This is a genomic window from Arthrobacter sp. BGA-UO-ETr-C19, assembly GCF_059568005.1.
This window is the reverse complement of sequence record NZ_JCAQPC010000020.1, coordinates 149,641-164,970: the sequence shown is the minus strand read 5'-3', so window position 1 is coordinate 164,970 and position 15,330 is coordinate 149,641. Positions and strand designations below refer to the sequence as shown.

Sequence of the window (15,330 nt, the reverse complement as noted above, 5' to 3'; positions counted from 1 at the left end):
CGAGACGAACAGTCCCATGATCAACCCGCAACCCGGGAAGTCGCCAGAGCCTCGGCGAGCTAGGCGCATACTTTCCCACTCCACGGCGCGCCAGCGGCGCTCATCCGCTGTGTAGCAGCTCAGGGCGTTCCCAGGCCTGGGAACGCCCTGAGCTGCTACCTACTTGGGCTGTTTCCCTCTGGACCCGCTGTTATTCGGGAAGTACGACGGCGGTCCCTCGCCAGATCGGCCGCATCGAGCCTTTGGCGTTCCGCCTCCGAGATTGCGCCGCCGCCGAGGTCCGCCGGCATCCACCAGTCGCCCGGCTGCGCGGCCACCGGAAAGCCGGCGATGGCGGCGTCGATGCCCGCCTGGAGCGTCCTGCGGAGCCGCGCCGTTTCAGCCTCCGGGTCGATGCCCAGGGCCGGGTGCACCGGCTCGCCGATATGCACCCGGACCGGCGCGCGGCGGATGCGGTGCAGCGGAAGGCCGTTGCCGCGGGTCAGGATCCGATGGGCACCCCAGACGGAGACCGGAATGAGCGGCACGCCCGCCTCGGCTGCCATCCGCACGGCCCCCGTTTTGCATTCGCGGACCTTGAAGCTGCGGCTCACGCCGGCCTCGGGCATGACGGCCACGTATTCGCCGGCGCGGAGCCTGGCCACGGCGTCGTCATAGGCCGCAGTTCCCGAGCCGTGGCGCACCACCACCTGGCCCGCTGCGCTGATGAAAGGACCCGCCAGCCAATGGTCAGCGGCTCCCTGGTGGATCATGAACCGCAGCTGCCCGCGGTTGTGGCGCCACAACACCAGTTCGGCAGCGGCGAAGTCCAGATAGCCGAAATGGGTGATGGCGACGACGGCACCCCGGCCGGGCAGCACCGCCCTCGCCGCGTTGTCGCCACTCGGTGCTTTTCCGCCGGGCAGGTTTTGCTGCCCGGTGACGATCAGGCGGATCCGGAACAGCCAGCGCAGGAACAGCCCGGTCCGGATGAGGATGCGGTAGAAGCGGTCGCTGGCGGCTGGGGTCCAGGGCATGCGGACGCCTTCAGTGCCGCCGCGGCGGCCAAGGGACAAAGCCGCTGGTGGACTGCACGTATTCACGGTAGCCGGGTCGGCCGGACATGGCCTTCTCTGTGAGCGGCTTCCCGGTCTTGGCGGCCAGGGTCCAGACCATCAGCGCAGGGGAAAGGGCGGTCAGTACGCCGGGCCAGGACTCCGCCGCGATGAGGTACAGGCCCGCCCAGACGGCGGCGTCCCCGAAGTAGTTAGGGTGCCTCGTGTAGCGCCACAACCCGGTGTTCAGGACGGTTCCCCTTCGCGCCGGATCGCTCTTGAACTGCTCCAGCTGCCGGTCGCCCACGGACTCGAAGATGAACCCGGTCAGCCATACCGCCGAACCTGCCACGGCGAGCGGACCCAGCGGACCAGTGGCGAACATGCCCACCTGGATGGCGAGCGAGACGAAGAACATCACCAGGCCCTGGGGCAGGTAAACGCGGCGGAGGGCGGAGGCGTTCCGGGACCCGCGTGCCCCTTTAAGCAGCGCCACGTAGCGGGGGTCCTCATGGCCGCCGCGCGCCCGGCGGCCGATGTGCGCGCCAAGCCGGATCCCCCAGATGCCCGTCAGAACCAGCAGGAGCACCCGCCTGCCGCCGTCGCCTTCCCCGGCCGAGAGGACAAAGGAGATCACCGCGACGACGACAAAACCCGGACCCCACGCCACGTCCATCACCGAATGGCGCGCTTGGCCGACCGCCACGGCATAGGTGACGGCGAGCACCAGCACCACGCCCAGCGCCGTCCACGGCAGGCTGGCCAGGAACGCCTCCAGCGGAAACGGGTTCATGAAAGTGGTCGCCTCACAGAAACTGCAATGTCTCGCCGGACGGGGGAAGTACCCTGTCGAGCGCTGCGGCGGACGCGGAGGGCGCTGCCCCGGGAACTCCGGTCCGTTCCATGAAGGCCTTCATCAGGAACCCGGTGGCCAGCCTGTGCCACAGCCGGACCCGCCGGAACATGAAGTGCCCGGCGCCGCGGAGCGAGACGTACCGCAGCTCCGCCGCTCCCGGTGCCGCGCGCCGCGCGAACCGCAGTGAGGCCGACGGACTCGTCCACCGGTCCTCGTTCCCGTGCACAATCAGGACTTTCCGTCCATTGACCGTGGAAGCGGGCGTGGCATCGTCGAGCCACGGGGCCAGCGCCACCACGGCGTCCACGTCCGGTTCGTCCGCGGCGCAGATCGCGGTGAGGCCGCCCATCGAATGCCCCAGCAGGTAGATGGGCACGCCGGGGTGCTCCGCGCGGATTTTGGCGAGCGCCCAGCGCGCATCCTTCAGCGGGGTCATCTCCTCGCCGTTCCAGCCGCGCACGCTGTTCCGCAGGATCCACACCGCCAGGCCATGTTTCCGGCCGGCGGCGTGCAGGTGGCGGGCGAACGGCACCATCCGCGCAGGGCTCAGGTGCCGGGCCTGGACGGGCTCGAAGCTGTGCGACTTGCCGCCGTGCAGCACCAGGGCCACGCCGCGGGTAGGACCGGACGGGGCCAGAACCGTCAGCACCGCTTCGTGGTCAGTTCGGCGTTGGCTCACTGCTGCATCCTCCGACACTTCGTCGTTCATTTATCAACCCTATGGCGGCCGCCGTAGAGTTCAAGCATGAGGTTTAGCTGCTGATGGGTGCAGGTCACTCCCACGGTCATACAGGGCATTCGGAGCCAACTGCTGAAGCGATGGCTGCCCGCAGGAAAGCCAACAGGATTCTGGCTGCGGTGCTGGTCCCGCTGACCCTGCTGACCCTCGCGGCCATGGCGGCCCTCTGGCCCTCGGGCAGCAAGGAGGGCCTGACCCTGGCCAACCCGTATGCCGCAGCTCCGGGCGTCACCTTCGACACCGGACGGATCCAGCGGGTGGTCACGGAGAGCTGCACGCAGGCGCCAGCCGGAGACTCTGCAGCCCAGGACGGCACAGCCCAGGGCAATACAGACGGCGGCTCGCAGTGCACCTTCGCGTTCACCGAGCCGGACAAGGGCGGCAACCCGGTCAAGGTGGTGATCAATCCGGACATCGCCAAGTCGCACGGTGTGAAGGTGGGCGACAACATCCGCTACCTGAACCTGTCCCACGCCCAGGCGGCCGCCACCGGCGCCGATGCGCCGGCGGCCCAGGGGTCGCCGTCGTACATCTTTGTGGACTTTGTCCGCACCATGCCGATCATCCTGCTGGCCATCCTCTACGCCGTCGTGGTGGTGGCCGTGGCGCGCTGGCGCGGGCTGCGCGCGCTGATCGGCCTCGTCGGCGCCTATTTTGTGCTGGGCAGCTTCATGCTCCCCGGCCTCGTGGAGGGCAAGCCGCCGCTCCTGCTGGCCCTCGTCGGCTCCACGGTGATCATGATTGGGGTGCTGTACTTCGCACACGGCTTCTCGGCGCGGACCTCGACGGCGCTGCTGGGCACCATATTCGGGCTGGGCATCACTGCGCTGCTCGCGGCGTGGGCCACCGACGCGGCGAACCTCGCAGGCGTGGGAAGCCACGACGCCGCCACGCTCGTGAACATCTCGGACAACATCTCCATCTCCGGCATCATCCTGTGCGGCCTCATCATCTCCGGGCTCGGCGTGCTGAACGACGTCACCATCACGCAGTCCTCTGCGGTGTGGGAACTGTACGAACTCGCGCCCAACACGAGCGCACGGAAGCTGTTCTCCTCGGCCATGCGGATTGGCCGCGACCACATCGCCTCCACCGTGTACACCATTGCGTTCGCCTACGCCGGCGCCGCCCTGCCCATCCTCATCATCGTGATGCTCTACAACCGGCCGCTGGGGGAGGCGCTGACCAGCGCCGAACTGTCCGAGGAGGTCATCCGCACGCTGGTCGGCTCAATCGGGCTGGTCCTGGCGATTCCGGTCACCACGCTGATCGCCGTGCTGGTGGTCAAGGCCACGGGAGTCCGGAGTGCCGGTGTGCCCGATCAGCAGTCGCGCGGGAGGACGGCAGTGACGGCCGACGACGTCGACAACACCGGCGCGCTCGCGGCCGCCGCCGCGGTGGCCGGCCGGGAAAACGCCGACGCTGACACGCCGCCGGCGACCCGTCGGGGACGGCGCGCAGCCCAGCGGGAGTAGGTGCCGCCGCCGGCATCGCGCCGGATTGCCCGGCTTTGAGACGATTTGCCCGACTTTGAGACAATGGACGGGTGACTGTTGTAGCAACGCCTCCCGCCCCCCGGCTGGAACTTCCGCCGCTGAAGCTCGGCCCCATCACCGTGGACACCCCGGTGGTGCTGGCCCCCATGGCCGGAATCACCAACACCGCCTTCCGCAGGCTCTGCCGTGAATACGGCGGCGGCATGTACGTGGCGGAGATGGTCACCTCCCGCGCACTGGTGGAACGCACGCCGGAGTCGCTGCGCATCATTTCGCACGACGACGACGAGAAAGTCCGTTCAGTGCAGCTCTACGGCGTGGACCCCGTCACGGTGGGTGCGGCCGTCCGCATGCTGGTGGAGGAGGACCGGGCGGACCACATCGACCTCAACTTCGGCTGCCCCGTGCCCAAGGTCACGCGGCGCGGTGGCGGTTCGGCCCTGCCCTGGAAGATCGACCTTTTCACCGCCATCGTCCAGACCGCCGTCCGGGAGGCGTCCAAGGGCGGCATCCCGCTGACCATCAAGATGCGCAAGGGCATCGACGATGACCACCTGACGTACCTCGACGCCGGCCGGATCGCGCGCGATTCCGGTGTTGCCGCCGTCGCCCTTCACGGCCGCACGGCGGCGCAGTTCTACTCCGGCCAGGCGGACTGGTCCGCTATCGCCCGCCTGCGGGAGGCGCTGCCGGACATTCCGGTGCTGGGCAACGGCGACATCTGGTCTGCCGAGGACGCCGTCCGCATGGTCCGCGAAACCGGCATCGACGGCGTGGTGATCGGCCGTGGCTGCCAGGGCCGGCCCTGGCTGTTCGGCGACCTGCAGGCGGCATTCGAAGGCAGCGACCACCGGCACCGGCCCGGCCTGCGCGAGGTGGCCGAGGGCGTCTACCGGCACGCCGAACTCATGGTGGAAACCTTCGGCAACGACGAATACAAGGCGCTGCGGGAGATCCGCAAGCACATGGCCTGGTACTTCAAGGGCTACGTGGTGGGCGGCGAACTGCGGGCGAAACTGGCCACCGTGCCCACACTCGAAGTGCTCCGCGAACTGCTGGACCAGCTGGACGTGGACCTGCCGTATCCCGGCAGCGATTCCGAAGGGCCCCGCGGGCGTGCTGGTTCACCCAAGAGACCGGCACTGCCCAAGGACTGGCTGCTGAGCCGCCAGCTGAACGAGGACCAGTCGCGGGACATCGCCGCGGCGGAACTGGATGTGTCCGGTGGCTGAAAGCCGGCTTGCGGAAGCCCGCACCACCCCGCAGGCGCTGCCGGGCTACGAAGCCCACGATTCGGCCCGCTGGGTGGAGGAGCCGCCCAAGAGCACGTACCGCTCGGACTTCGAGCGCGACCGTGCCCGCGTGCTGCACTCCTCGGCCCTGCGCAGGCTCGGCGCCAAGACTCAGGTGGTTGCTCCGGACACCGACGACTTTGTCCGCACCAGGCTGACGCACAGCCTCGAGGTGGCCCAGGTGGGCCGGGAACTTGGCCGCGCCCTCGGTTGTGACCCCGATGTGGTGGATACCGCCTGCCTCAGCCACGACCTCGGGCACCCGCCGTTCGGGCATAACGGGGAATCGGCGCTCAACGAGATGGCCCATGCAATCGGCGGGTTCGAGGGCAACGCCCAGACCTTGCGCCTGCTCACCCGGCTGGAGCCGAAGGTCCTCGACTCCGAGGGCAGGCCGGCCGGGCTGAACCTCACCCGGGCCAGCCTTGACGCGGCCGCAAAATATCCGTGGTCCGCCCTGGACGCCCCCGTGATCCACGGCCAGCGGACCAGTAAGTTCGGCGCCTACGAGGACGACCTGCCCATCTTCAACTGGATCCGGGAAGGCGCCCCCGAACGGCGGTCCTGCCTCGAGGCGCAGGTCATGGACCTCGCGGACGACATCTCGTACTCGGTCCACGACGTTGAGGACGCGATCGTGGCCGGCCACTTCCAGCTGCGCTGGATGGACAACCCGGACCACCGGGCCCGGGTGGTGGGCTACGCCAAGCAGTGGTACCTGCCCCACAACGATCCAGCGGCCATCGACGCCGCCCTGGCACGGCTGGAAGCCACCGATGTCTGGGTGCGCGAGGCGGACGGCAGCCGCAAGTCCATGGCGGCGCTGAAGGACATGACCAGCCAGCTCATTGGCCGTTTCTGCCAGAGCGCACTGGAAACCACCCGCGCCGTCTATGGTCCGGCGAACCTGACCCGCTACAACGCCGAGCTCATGGTCCCGGACGAGACCGTCCTGGAGATTGCGGTGATGAAGGGCCTGGCCACCACGTTCGTGATGACCACGGACCACCGGCAGCCCATCTACGAACGCCAGCGCGAGGTGCTCCACGCCCTGGTCACGGCGCTGAACGCCTCCGGCGACCGCCACCTCGAGCCCATGTTCGCCGCGGACTGGCGTGAAGCGCCCGACGACGGCGCCCGGCTCCGCGTGGTCATCGACCAGGTGGCATCGCTGACGGACGGCTCCGCGCTGGCCATGTACGAACGGCTCGTGGGCAGCCTGCCCTCGCTTTGGTGACGGCCGCCATACGGCGGCTCCCGCCGTCGTACCCGGGGACTAGGATTGCTTCGTGGCTGGGCTGATTAAACGGGAAGATATCGATGAAGTCCGCCAGCGCACGGACATCAAGGAAGTCGTTGACGGCTACGTCACGCTCAAGGGCGCCGGCCTCGGCTCCTACAAGGGCCTGTGCCCCTTCCACGACGAGCGCTCGCCGTCGTTCACGGTCCGCCCGCAGGTGGGCCGCTACCACTGCTTCGGCTGCGGCGAGGACGGCGACGTCATCTCCTTCGTGCAGAAGCTGGACCACACCTCCTTTCACGAGGCCGTGGAGAAGCTGGCCGCGCGGATCGGGTACGAGCTCCGCTACGAGGACGGCGGCACCGGTCCAAGCCGCGAGGAAGTCGGCAAGCGGCAGCGGCTCCTGGACGCCCACAAGATCGCCGACGAGTTCTTCCGCGCCCAGTTGCTCACCGCCGGCGCTGCAGAGGGCCGGAAATTCCTGCAGCAGCGCGGCTTCGACCGGGCCGCCGCCGACCACTTCGGGGTCGGCTACGCACCCCAGGGCTGGGACGCGCTGCTCAAGCACCTCCGCGGCAGGGGCTTCACCGATCCCGAACTGAAGCTCACCGGGATGTTCTCCGAAGGCAACAGGGGGATCTACGACCGGTTCCGCGGGCGCCTCATCTGGCCCATCCGCGACATCGCCGGCGACACCATCGGCTTCGGCGCCCGCAAGCTGTACGAGGACGACCAGGGCCCCAAGTACCTCAACACCCCGGAAACCACCCTCTACAAGAAGTCGCAGGTGCTGTACGGCATCGACCTTGCCAAGCGGAACATCGCCAAGGACCGGCAGTTGGTGGTGGTGGAGGGCTACACGGATGTCATGGCCTGCCACCTCGCGGGAATTCCGACGGCGGTGGCCACCTGCGGTACGGCGTTCGCCGCCGACCACATCAAGATTGCCCGCCGCCTGCTGTCCGACGACGGCACCGGGGGAGAGGTCATCTTCACCTTCGACGGCGACGCGGCCGGCCAGAAGGCGGCCCTACGGGCCTTTGAGGAGGATCAGCGCTTCGTGGCCCAGACCTACGTGGCGGTCGAACCCACAGGGGCTGACCCCTGCGACCTGCGCCAGACGCGGGGGGACGCCGCCGTCCGCGAGCTCATCAGTTCCCGTCGCCCGCTTTTCGAGTTCGCCATCCGCGCCACCCTGCGGCGGCACAACCTTGACACCGTGGAGGGGCGGGTGGCCGCGCTGCGCGAGTCCGCGCCTGTCGTGGCCCAGATCCGCGACGCCGGGCTCCGGCCCGGCTATGCCCGGGAACTGGCGGGGTGGCTGGGGATGCCCATTGAGGACGTCACGCGGGCTGTGGGGGCCGCCGCGAAGCGCGGGGCGCCCGGTGCACAGGCATCCGGTGCGCAGGCGTCCGGGGCCCAGGCACCCGGCTCAGCCGGACATCACCCGGCCCCGGGGAGCGGCCAGAACGCGCCCGGCGTGGCGGCGCTCCCGCCGTCGGGCGTTCTTCCGTCGTTCCACCGTCCGGATCCCCGGGACCCGGTGGCGTCCATGGAGCGGCAGGCCCTCGAGGTGGCGCTGCAGGAGCCGGCAATGCTGGGGGGCGCTGCCTGGGAGCGGTTTGCGACCGCCAGATTCGCCACGCCCGCCTACCAGGCCATCCACGATGCCATCCGCGCCACGGCTCCCGGGTTCTCGGGGGATGCCGTGCAGTGGGTGGAGGCGTTGCGGCAGGAGGTTCCCGAGCCGCTGCAGCCGCTGGTTTCGGAGCTCGCTGTGGTTCCGCTGCCGGCCCATACCGCCGAAGCGGTGCAGAAGTACTGCCGGGACATCCTCGCCAGGCTGTTCGAGCTGCAGATCACCCGTGTGAAGGCGGACAAGCTGGGGCAGCTGCAGCGGCTGGATGCCGCCGCCCACCCCGAGGAGTTCCAGCAGCTGAACCGTGAGCTCATGATGCTCGAAATGGAGCGCCGGTCGCTGCGCTCCGATGCCTAGAAACACGCCGATTTCGTATCCGGGCCGGGTGTTTGCTAGGCTAGTACCCGCTTCATTCCTCCTTAGCTCAATTGGCAGAGCATTCGACTGTTAATCGAAGGGTTGCTGGTTCAAGTCCAGCAGGAGGAGCGCACAGTCCCCGTTCCGGGTTCCGGAACGGGGACTTTTTTATACCCCGGAGGGGTATTTGTGCCCAGTGCTGGCGCCGATTTCGCATTGCGGGAGAACGTTTGCTAATGTCATACCTGCTTCATTCCTCCTTAGCTCAATTGGCAGAGCATTCGACTGTTAATCGAAGGGTTGCTGGTTCAAGTCCAGCAGGAGGAGCGCACAGTCCCGCGGTTGGCCCCAGAGCCGGCCGCGGGACTTTTTTGTGTCGTCAGCGCTGTGCCCGGGCCGCTGCCAGGTCCGGCGCCAGGTTGTGTGCCAGGGGGGCCGGGGTCAGACGAAATCCATCTCCACCTGGAGGAATCGCTCGGCCTCGGCTATGGCAGCTTCAAACGCTTCCCTCTCCGTGGGGGACTTCCGCGGTTCGCGGGGGTGCCACTCGTGGGGCGAGGAGTGCACGCGCGTGAAGCCGCCGTCGGGCGGCGCATAGAAGATGCCGAACCGCTGGACGGGCCATTCGGGGGAGGTCTCGGGGGCCACCAGCAGGGCAGCATTGAAAGCCGGGTTGAACCACTGGGCTATGGGCCGGCGCCGGTCCTCAGTGAAAAGTCCCGCCGCATAGAGCGCTGCCGACTGCGCACTGGTCTGGGTGCACAGCCGGTCCCACCACAACGGCAGAATGCCGGAGTCGCACCGCTGCCACGTGGCCGGAAGTGGAGGATGATCCTGCCAGTGGGGCACGTAACAACTTTATCGCGCAGGTACCCAAGCGAACAGATGGCCCGGCGTCGATCGCCCCCTGTCTGGAGGCCCGGCTTGGAGGCCCGGCTTGGAGGCCCCGCTTGGCTCAGGGGAAGCGGCGGGTCAGGGCCTGTTCCACGGTCCCGGATTGACGCGGTACAGCAGCGCAGAACCGACGACGGCGCCCACCAGGATGCCCAGAGCCGCGTTGCCCATCATCCTGCCGGCGAAGAAGCCGGCCACTGCGCCGAGAATGGCTCCGAGGACGAGCCCCCGGCCGTTGCGGTGGGGTTTGCGGGTCATGGTGCCAGCCTACCCGCCGCCGCCGCCGACGCCCGGGGCGCCGCCGCCGACGACGCCCGGGGCGCCGCGGCCGCGGAACCAGCCGGGGCCGGGGAACCAGCCAGGGGCCATCAGTGGATGGAAGGCACGGTCCGAGGCCGGACCACAAGCCACAGGGCCGCCGCGGCGAGGAAGATGCAGCAGGCCTGGACGGCGCCCATGGGAGTGGCGGAATTTCCTCCCAGCCACCCCACGACGGGGGAGATGATGCCCGCCATGAGGAACGTGGACGCCCCGAGCAGTGAAGCAGCCGTGCCAGCCTGCGCTCCGTGGCTGGCCAGCGCCAGGACCTGCACGCAGGGAAAGGTGAACCCGGTGCCCAGGATGTAGAACCACAGCGGCACCATGACGCCCCAGAGCCCGAACCCCAGCTGGTCGAACACGACGATCAGCACGGCCATCAGGAACATCCAGGCCGTGGAGCATGCCAGGATCCACTGCGGCGGGACCCGCTTGATCAGCCGGGAACTTGTCTGGACCCCCGCGACGATTCCCAGCGAGTTGACGCCGAAGAGCAGGCCGTACTGCTGGGGTGAGAACCCGAAGACGTCCTGGAACAGGAACGGGGAAGCCGAGAGGTAGGTAAACAGGCCACCGAAGTTCATTCCGCCCAGCATCAGCAATCCAACGAAGATGCGGTCGGAGAAGAGCACGCCATACCGCTGCCGGGCCGTCAGGCCGGACTGGCCACGCTTCTCGCGCGGCAGCGTCTCCCGGACAAGCACGACGGCGGCAAGGATCACCACAGTGCCGTAGCACGCCAGGAACACGAAGATGCCCGGCCATGGCATGACCAGAAGGAGCTGGGAGCCAATGACCGGCGCCAGGATGGGCGCGAGCCCGTTGACCAGCGCCATCCGGGAGAACATCCGGACCATGGCGTATCCGCTGAACAGATCGCGGACCATGGCCATCGCCACCACACCGCCGCCGGCTGCGCCGCCGCCCATCAGGACCCGGAACACGCCAAGGGTCGCGATGTCGGTGGAGAGCGCGGCGCCCAGCGAGGCGGCGATGTGCACCGCGGTGGCCAGGATCAGCGGGAGCCGGCGCCCGAACTTGTCGCTGAAAGGACCCACCACCAGTTGCCCCAGGGCAAAGCCGACAGTGGTGCCGGTCAGGGTGAGCTGGACGGCTGCCTCCGAGACGTTGAGGCTCGCTTCCAGGGCGGGGAAGGCCGGCAGGTAGAGGTCCACCGTGAACGGCCCGAGGGCGGTCAGGGCGCCGAGTAGAAGGATGTAGAGGAATTTCTGCCGGCGGCTGAGCGCATCGCCCGGGTTGCTGGTGGTCACAGAGAACCATCCTAGGGCTGACAGATCAGACTTTTACAGCGTTGGAGGGCTCGCCGGGGCTAATTCCAGAAGTTCCGGCTGACCCTGAATGATAGTTTTGTCAGCGGGGGCGCGCGGGCGCACCGGAAACCCCCAAAGCAGCGACGAAAAATCGACCACAGAACCAGTTAGGCGGAACCTATGAGCGGGCGTCACACCGGGCGGGCCAACCAAGGACTGCGTATCACTGCGCTGCCAAAGACGTTGAGGCTCGCCATCAAACTAGTGCCACGCCAGCTCAATGATGAGATCGCGCTGGCCAAGATTGAGGCAAAGCGCAAAGGCAAGCAGCTTGGCGTCGCCGGCGCCTTCTTCGGGGTGGCCGCCGTCTTCCTGGCGCTGCTGGTCACCGGTCTGATCGTCGCCGCCATCATGGGCCTGGCCACCATCATGCCGGCCTGGCTGGCGGCTCTGCTCGTCAGCGCGGTCTTCCTGCTCATTGCCCTGATTGGCGGACTCATCGGCCTGCGGAAGTTCAAGCAGGCCATGCCGCTGATTCCCGAGGACACCGTCCGCGGCCTCAAGCACGACCTGGGCATCGCGAAGGAGGGCTCGGACTTCGACGCTGCCGTGCTTGATCCCAACTCGCCGCAGGCCAAGGCGGCCGCGGAAGCAAAGGCCGCGGAGAAGGCCAAGGAGAAGGCGGACAAGGAAGCCAAGAAGGCTGCCGAGGCCGTGGAGGTTCCCGTGGCCACCGAGCCTGAACTCCGCCGCCGGCTGAAGCAGCGCCGCGAACACCTGACCGGTGTGCGGGATGAGCTTGGCGAGGAACTGGACGTCAAGATCCAGGCCCAGGCTCTACTCGGCGCCGCGAGGCACCGCGCCGCGGAGGGCAACGAGAAGTTCCAGGAGGTCCGCGAACGTGCGGCCGAACGCTTCGCCGCCGTGTCGGCGTCGGCCCGATCCGGGGTTCCGGAGGCCTCGCTGCCCGGCCAGCTGGAGGCGCGCTGGAAGCCGCTTCTTGCTCTCGCAGCCTCCACTGCCGTCCTGCTCGCCCTGCTGCGGAAACTCTTCAAGAGCTGAGCCTTGCCCTGAACGAAGACTGTACGAGGCCCCCGGCCGTGGAGAGGAAGGCCTGATGAGATTCATCGGCGCTGGTTCCCGCCCCGGCCAGCCGCATGTCGATCGCGATCTGGTCTACACCGTCCCCAATTTCCTCACGGTGCTTCGCTTCATGGGCGTGCCGATCTTCATCTGGCTTGTGCTGGCCCAGAAAGAATACGGGCTTGCCGTGCTGGTGCTGGCCATCATGGGCAGCACCGACTGGGTGGATGGGTACATCGCCCGGCGGTTCAACCAGGCCTCCAAACTGGGGCGCGTCCTGGATCCCATCGCCGACCGGCTGGCTCTGATAGCCGTCGCGGTCACCCTGGTGATCGCCGGCGTCGTGCAGTGGTGGTACCTGGCGGCGCTCGTGGTTCCCGACGCCGTCCTGCTGGGCATGTCGCTGTTCTACTTCCGCGGACATCCGGACCTGCCCGTCAGTCTTGTGGGCAAGGCCCGCACCGGCCTGCTGCTGCTGGGAACTCCGCTCCTGGTGCTGTCCAAGCTGTCCATTCCCTTCGCCGGAGCATGGTTCGTCGCGGCCTGGGTGGTTCTGGGGCTGGGGCTTGTTGGCCACTGGGTTGCCGCCTACAACTATTTCTGGGCGATCAAACGCAAAGGAAAAATGCTGACGGCCGACGACGGCGGGAACGGCTGATGGTCTGGCTTGCGGTTTTGCTCGCGGTCATGGGCGCGTTTTGCCTCGCCTTTGGTGCCCAGCGCCAGGGCAGCGCCGTGAAGGGGGATACCGGCGGCCTTGCGCTGAGCTCCAACGGTTTCCTGCGCCTCCTGCGGAACCCCCGGTGGGTTTTTGGCCTCCTCCTGCTCTGCCTCGGCATGGCCATGAACTCCGTAGCGCTGGTCACGGCGCCCCTCACCGTGGTGCAGCCCATCGGCGCCATCGCCCTGGTGATCACCACGGTGGTCAACACCAAGGACCAGGGGCTGAGCGTCAACCGCGCCACGGTGGTGGCAATTACCTTGTGCGTGACGGGATCGGCGCTGTTCGTCCTGCTGGCCGTCAACGTCACCCAGGAAAGCCACCACGTCACGCCTGAGGACGAACTCACTATCGTTCTGCTGCTTGCCCTGGCGGTGGGCATCTTCGGCAGCCTCGCCGCCATGTTCAAGCACCGCATGAGCGCGTTCATTTACATCCTGGGTGCGGGCATCCTGTTTGGTTTCGTGGCCGTGCTGACACGGATCATCGGCAAACACCTGCTGGATCCGAACGGCCTGTTCCTGCTGAACGTGCCGTGGTATTCGTTGGTGGCCATTGCAGCGGCCGGAGGACTGGGATCCTGGTTCGTCCAAAGCGCATACTCCACCGGTCCGCCGGATCTGGTGATTGCCGGCCTCACCGTGGTCGACCCCATTGTGGGCATCGCGATCGGCATCACGATCCTTGGCGAGCTGCGTCCCGATGTCCACGCCGTCTTGGCGATTGCCATGGGTACGGCGGCAACCCTTGCTATCGTGGGGGTAATCGCCCTTTCAAGACACCATCCCGAGGTCACCAAACGGAAGAAGGACGTTCGGAAGGCCACGGGCAGGGCGTCCCACTAGCCGATTTTTACTGCGGACCAGGCAAGAATGTGCCGGTGCATCACGTGCCGGCACCGGCCAGTGTGGTCAGCCGCAGCCGACCACCATGACCACCAGGAGCTTTCTACGTGACCATGCCCGACGCCCAGCGTCCACTGACCATCCTCATCGCGGCGGACACGTATCCGCCCCACGTTAACGGAGCCGCCCAGTTCGGCTACCGGCTGGCCAAGGGCATGACGGCGCGCGGACACGACGTCCATGTGCTGGCCTGCCGGCAGGACAAGGGCAAGAGCTTCACGGAGTTCCGCGCCGAAGCCACTGTCCACCGCCTCCGCTCGCACAGCGTGTTCACGCACGAATACTTCAGGGTCTGTTTCCCGTGGGAGATCAAGAAGGAAATCAGCCTGCTGTTCGACAAGGTCCAGCCGGACGTGGTGCACATCCAAAGCCACTACATGATCGGCGAGCACGTCCTGTACGAGGCGGTAAAACGAGGCGTGAGGATCGTCGCCACCAACCACTTCATGCCGGAGAACCTCAACCCGTTCCTGCCGTTCCCGCAGTGGTTCAAGGACATCATAGGGAAGATCTCCTGGAAGGACATGGGGAAGGTGATGGGCAAGGCGGACGTCGTCACCACGCCCACGCCGCTGGCCGCCAAGGCGATGCACCAGCATGCCTTCCTGCGCAAGGTGCTGCCACTGTCCAACGGCATTGACTCAGCAGCATACGAGCCCAAGCCCGACGAGGTCATTGAGCCACACGAACACCCGACCGTGCTGTTTGCCGGGCGGTTGGCCGAGGAGAAGCACGTTGACGTGCTGATCAAGGCGGTGGCCAACACCCCTGCCGACCTGAACGTCCATCTTGAGATCGTCGGCGGCGGCGAGGTGCGCCCGTCGCTGGAGGCCCTGGTGGAACGGCTCGGACTGCAGAACCGGGTGAAGTTCCTGGGCCTGGCCAGCGATGACGAACTCCGCGAGGCCTACATCCGGGCCGACCTGTTCTGCATGCCCGGTACCGCGGAACTGCAGTCGCTGGTGACCCTGGAGGCCATGTCAGCATCGACGCCCGTTCTGCTGGCGGACGCCATGGCCCTTCCGCACCTGGTGCGCGACGGCGAAAACGGATACCTGTTCACGCCGAATGACAGTGCGGACCTCGCGGAGAAAATCACCCGGATATTCCGCCTGCCGGCCGAGGAACGGAAAGCCATGGGCAATGCCAGCCGGTGCATGGTGGAACCGCACAGCATCCAGGGGACCCTGCAGACATTTGAGGACCTGTACTACGGGGCGAACTACGAGGACAAGGTCGTCTAGGGTCCTAGTCGTCCGAGGTGGGGCTCGTCTCAGGGTCCGGCGGTGCCTGAAGTGGTCTGAAGCGCTTCGCCGGTTTGCTAGAGTGAATCTGCCCCGCCGACGACGGGCCCCTCCCGGGCCGGCGCCGGCCGGGCGCACATCCCGGTATCCGGGGCTGGTGCACGGGGCTATAGCTCAGCTGGTTAGAGCGCGGGACTCATAATCCTAAGGTCCTCGGTTCAAGTCCGAGTAGCCCTACCTC

At 67.4% G+C, this 15,330-nt stretch carries 14 protein-coding genes and 3 tRNA genes; 11 read left to right on the top strand and 6 right to left on the bottom strand.

Going from position 1 to position 15,330, the window contains the following annotated elements; translation table 11 throughout:
* Positions 1-155 precede the first annotated feature (155 nt).
* Genes AC57BR_RS13040 through AC57BR_RS13030 form a run of 3 tightly spaced genes read right to left on the bottom strand, consistent with a single transcriptional unit; the run spans position 156 to position 2,599 of the window.
* Positions 156-1,016: a lysophospholipid acyltransferase family protein gene (locus AC57BR_RS13040; protein ID WP_496361164.1), complete on the bottom strand. Its 861-nt coding sequence runs from the start codon at positions 1,014-1,016 to the stop codon at positions 156-158.
* Positions 1,017-1,026: 10 nt separating this feature from the next.
* Positions 1,027-1,827, bottom strand: a complete 801-nt coding sequence (locus AC57BR_RS13035; protein WP_496361162.1) for a DUF1295 domain-containing protein — start codon at positions 1,825-1,827, stop codon at positions 1,027-1,029.
* A gap of 13 nt (positions 1,828-1,840) precedes the next feature.
* Positions 1,841-2,599 (bottom strand): alpha/beta hydrolase, encoded by a 759-nt coding sequence (locus tag AC57BR_RS13030; protein WP_496361160.1) that lies wholly within the window; start codon positions 2,597-2,599, stop codon positions 1,841-1,843.
* Between the two features lie 53 nt (positions 2,600-2,652).
* Here AC57BR_RS13030 and AC57BR_RS13025 point away from each other — a divergent pair, with 53 nt between their 5' ends.
* The 6 genes from AC57BR_RS13025 (at position 2,653) to AC57BR_RS13000 (ending at position 8,980) form a co-directional block, all read left to right on the top strand.
* Complete coding sequence (locus AC57BR_RS13025) at positions 2,653-4,104, top strand: YibE/F family protein (RefSeq protein WP_496361158.1); 1,452 nt, start codon at positions 2,653-2,655, stop codon at positions 4,102-4,104.
* Between the two features lie 71 nt (positions 4,105-4,175).
* Positions 4,176-5,357: a tRNA dihydrouridine synthase DusB gene (gene dusB, locus AC57BR_RS13020; RefSeq protein WP_496361156.1), complete on the top strand. Its 1,182-nt coding sequence runs from the start codon at positions 4,176-4,178 to the stop codon at positions 5,355-5,357.
* Positions 5,341-6,654: a deoxyguanosinetriphosphate triphosphohydrolase gene (locus tag AC57BR_RS13015; protein ID WP_496361154.1), complete on the top strand. Its 1,314-nt coding sequence runs from the start codon at positions 5,341-5,343 to the stop codon at positions 6,652-6,654. The genes dusB and AC57BR_RS13015 overlap by 17 nt, the downstream gene beginning before the upstream one ends.
* A gap of 52 nt (positions 6,655-6,706) precedes the next feature.
* The gene (dnaG, locus tag AC57BR_RS13010) at positions 6,707-8,653 is read left to right on the top strand and encodes a DNA primase (protein ID WP_496361152.1); all 1,947 of its coding nucleotides are present in this window, start codon (positions 6,707-6,709) and stop codon (positions 8,651-8,653) included.
* 56 nt (positions 8,654-8,709) lie between these two features.
* Positions 8,710-8,782 (top strand) — tRNA-Asn (locus AC57BR_RS13005).
* 125 nt (positions 8,783-8,907) lie between these two features.
* Positions 8,908-8,980: transfer RNA gene (locus AC57BR_RS13000), tRNA-Asn, on the top strand.
* 114 nt (positions 8,981-9,094) lie between these two features.
* On the opposite strand, the gene AC57BR_RS12995 is transcribed toward AC57BR_RS13000, so the two are convergent.
* From AC57BR_RS12995 to AC57BR_RS12985, 3 genes are all read right to left on the bottom strand, one after another.
* Positions 9,095-9,502 carry a hypothetical protein gene (locus AC57BR_RS12995; RefSeq protein ID WP_076798221.1) on the bottom strand — a complete coding sequence of 136 codons (408 nt, stop codon included), beginning with the start codon at positions 9,500-9,502 and terminating at the stop codon, positions 9,095-9,097.
* A 123-nt stretch (positions 9,503-9,625) separates the two neighbouring features.
* Complete coding sequence (locus AC57BR_RS12990; RefSeq protein WP_496361150.1) at positions 9,626-9,805, bottom strand: hypothetical protein; 180 nt, start codon at positions 9,803-9,805, stop codon at positions 9,626-9,628.
* Between the two features lie 110 nt (positions 9,806-9,915).
* Positions 9,916-11,136 (bottom strand): multidrug effflux MFS transporter, encoded by a 1,221-nt coding sequence (locus tag AC57BR_RS12985; protein ID WP_496361148.1) that lies wholly within the window; start codon positions 11,134-11,136, stop codon positions 9,916-9,918.
* A gap of 180 nt (positions 11,137-11,316) precedes the next feature.
* Between AC57BR_RS12985 and AC57BR_RS12980 the strand changes: the two genes are divergently transcribed.
* The 5 genes from AC57BR_RS12980 (at position 11,317) to AC57BR_RS12960 (ending at position 15,326) form a co-directional block, all read left to right on the top strand.
* Entirely contained in the window at positions 11,317-12,198 is an 882-nt protein-coding gene (locus AC57BR_RS12980; RefSeq protein WP_496361146.1) for a phage holin family protein, read from the top strand.
* A gap of 55 nt (positions 12,199-12,253) precedes the next feature.
* A complete protein-coding gene (locus AC57BR_RS12975; RefSeq protein ID WP_496361144.1) occupies positions 12,254-12,877 on the top strand; it encodes a CDP-alcohol phosphatidyltransferase family protein in 624 nt (207 codons plus the stop codon).
* A complete protein-coding gene (locus AC57BR_RS12970; RefSeq protein ID WP_496361142.1) occupies positions 12,877-13,785 on the top strand; it encodes a DMT family transporter in 909 nt (302 codons plus the stop codon). Before AC57BR_RS12975 ends, AC57BR_RS12970 begins: the two co-directional genes overlap by 1 nt.
* A gap of 107 nt (positions 13,786-13,892) precedes the next feature.
* Positions 13,893-15,089 (top strand): glycosyltransferase, encoded by a 1,197-nt coding sequence (locus AC57BR_RS12965; RefSeq protein ID WP_496361140.1) that lies wholly within the window; start codon positions 13,893-13,895, stop codon positions 15,087-15,089.
* A gap of 163 nt (positions 15,090-15,252) precedes the next feature.
* Positions 15,253-15,326, top strand: a tRNA-Ile gene (locus AC57BR_RS12960).
* Positions 15,327-15,330 lie beyond the last annotated feature (4 nt).

What these genes read in the sequence shown, in the direction of transcription:
- AC57BR_RS13040 (WP_496361164.1), bottom strand. Translation starts at nt 1,016, where the DNA reads ATGCCCTGGACCCCAGCCGCCAGCGACCGCTTCTACCGCATCCTCATC.
- AC57BR_RS13035 (WP_496361162.1), bottom strand. Translation starts at nt 1,827, where the DNA reads ATGAACCCGTTTCCGCTGGAGGCGTTCCTGGCCAGCCTGCCGTGGACG.
- AC57BR_RS13030 (WP_496361160.1), bottom strand. Translation starts at nt 2,599, where the DNA reads ATGAACGACGAAGTGTCGGAGGATGCAGCAGTGAGCCAACGCCGAACT.
- AC57BR_RS13025 (WP_496361158.1), top strand. Translation starts at nt 2,653, where the DNA reads ATGGGTGCAGGTCACTCCCACGGTCATACAGGGCATTCGGAGCCAACT.
- AC57BR_RS13015 (WP_496361154.1), top strand. Translation starts at nt 5,341, where the DNA reads ATGTGTCCGGTGGCTGAAAGCCGGCTTGCGGAAGCCCGCACCACCCCG.
- AC57BR_RS12990 (WP_496361150.1), bottom strand. Translation starts at nt 9,805, where the DNA reads ATGACCCGCAAACCCCACCGCAACGGCCGGGGGCTCGTCCTCGGAGCC.
- AC57BR_RS12980 (WP_496361146.1), top strand. Translation starts at nt 11,317, where the DNA reads ATGAGCGGGCGTCACACCGGGCGGGCCAACCAAGGACTGCGTATCACT.
- AC57BR_RS12975 (WP_496361144.1), top strand. Translation starts at nt 12,254, where the DNA reads ATGAGATTCATCGGCGCTGGTTCCCGCCCCGGCCAGCCGCATGTCGAT.
- AC57BR_RS12970 (WP_496361142.1), top strand. Translation starts at nt 12,877, where the DNA reads ATGGTCTGGCTTGCGGTTTTGCTCGCGGTCATGGGCGCGTTTTGCCTC.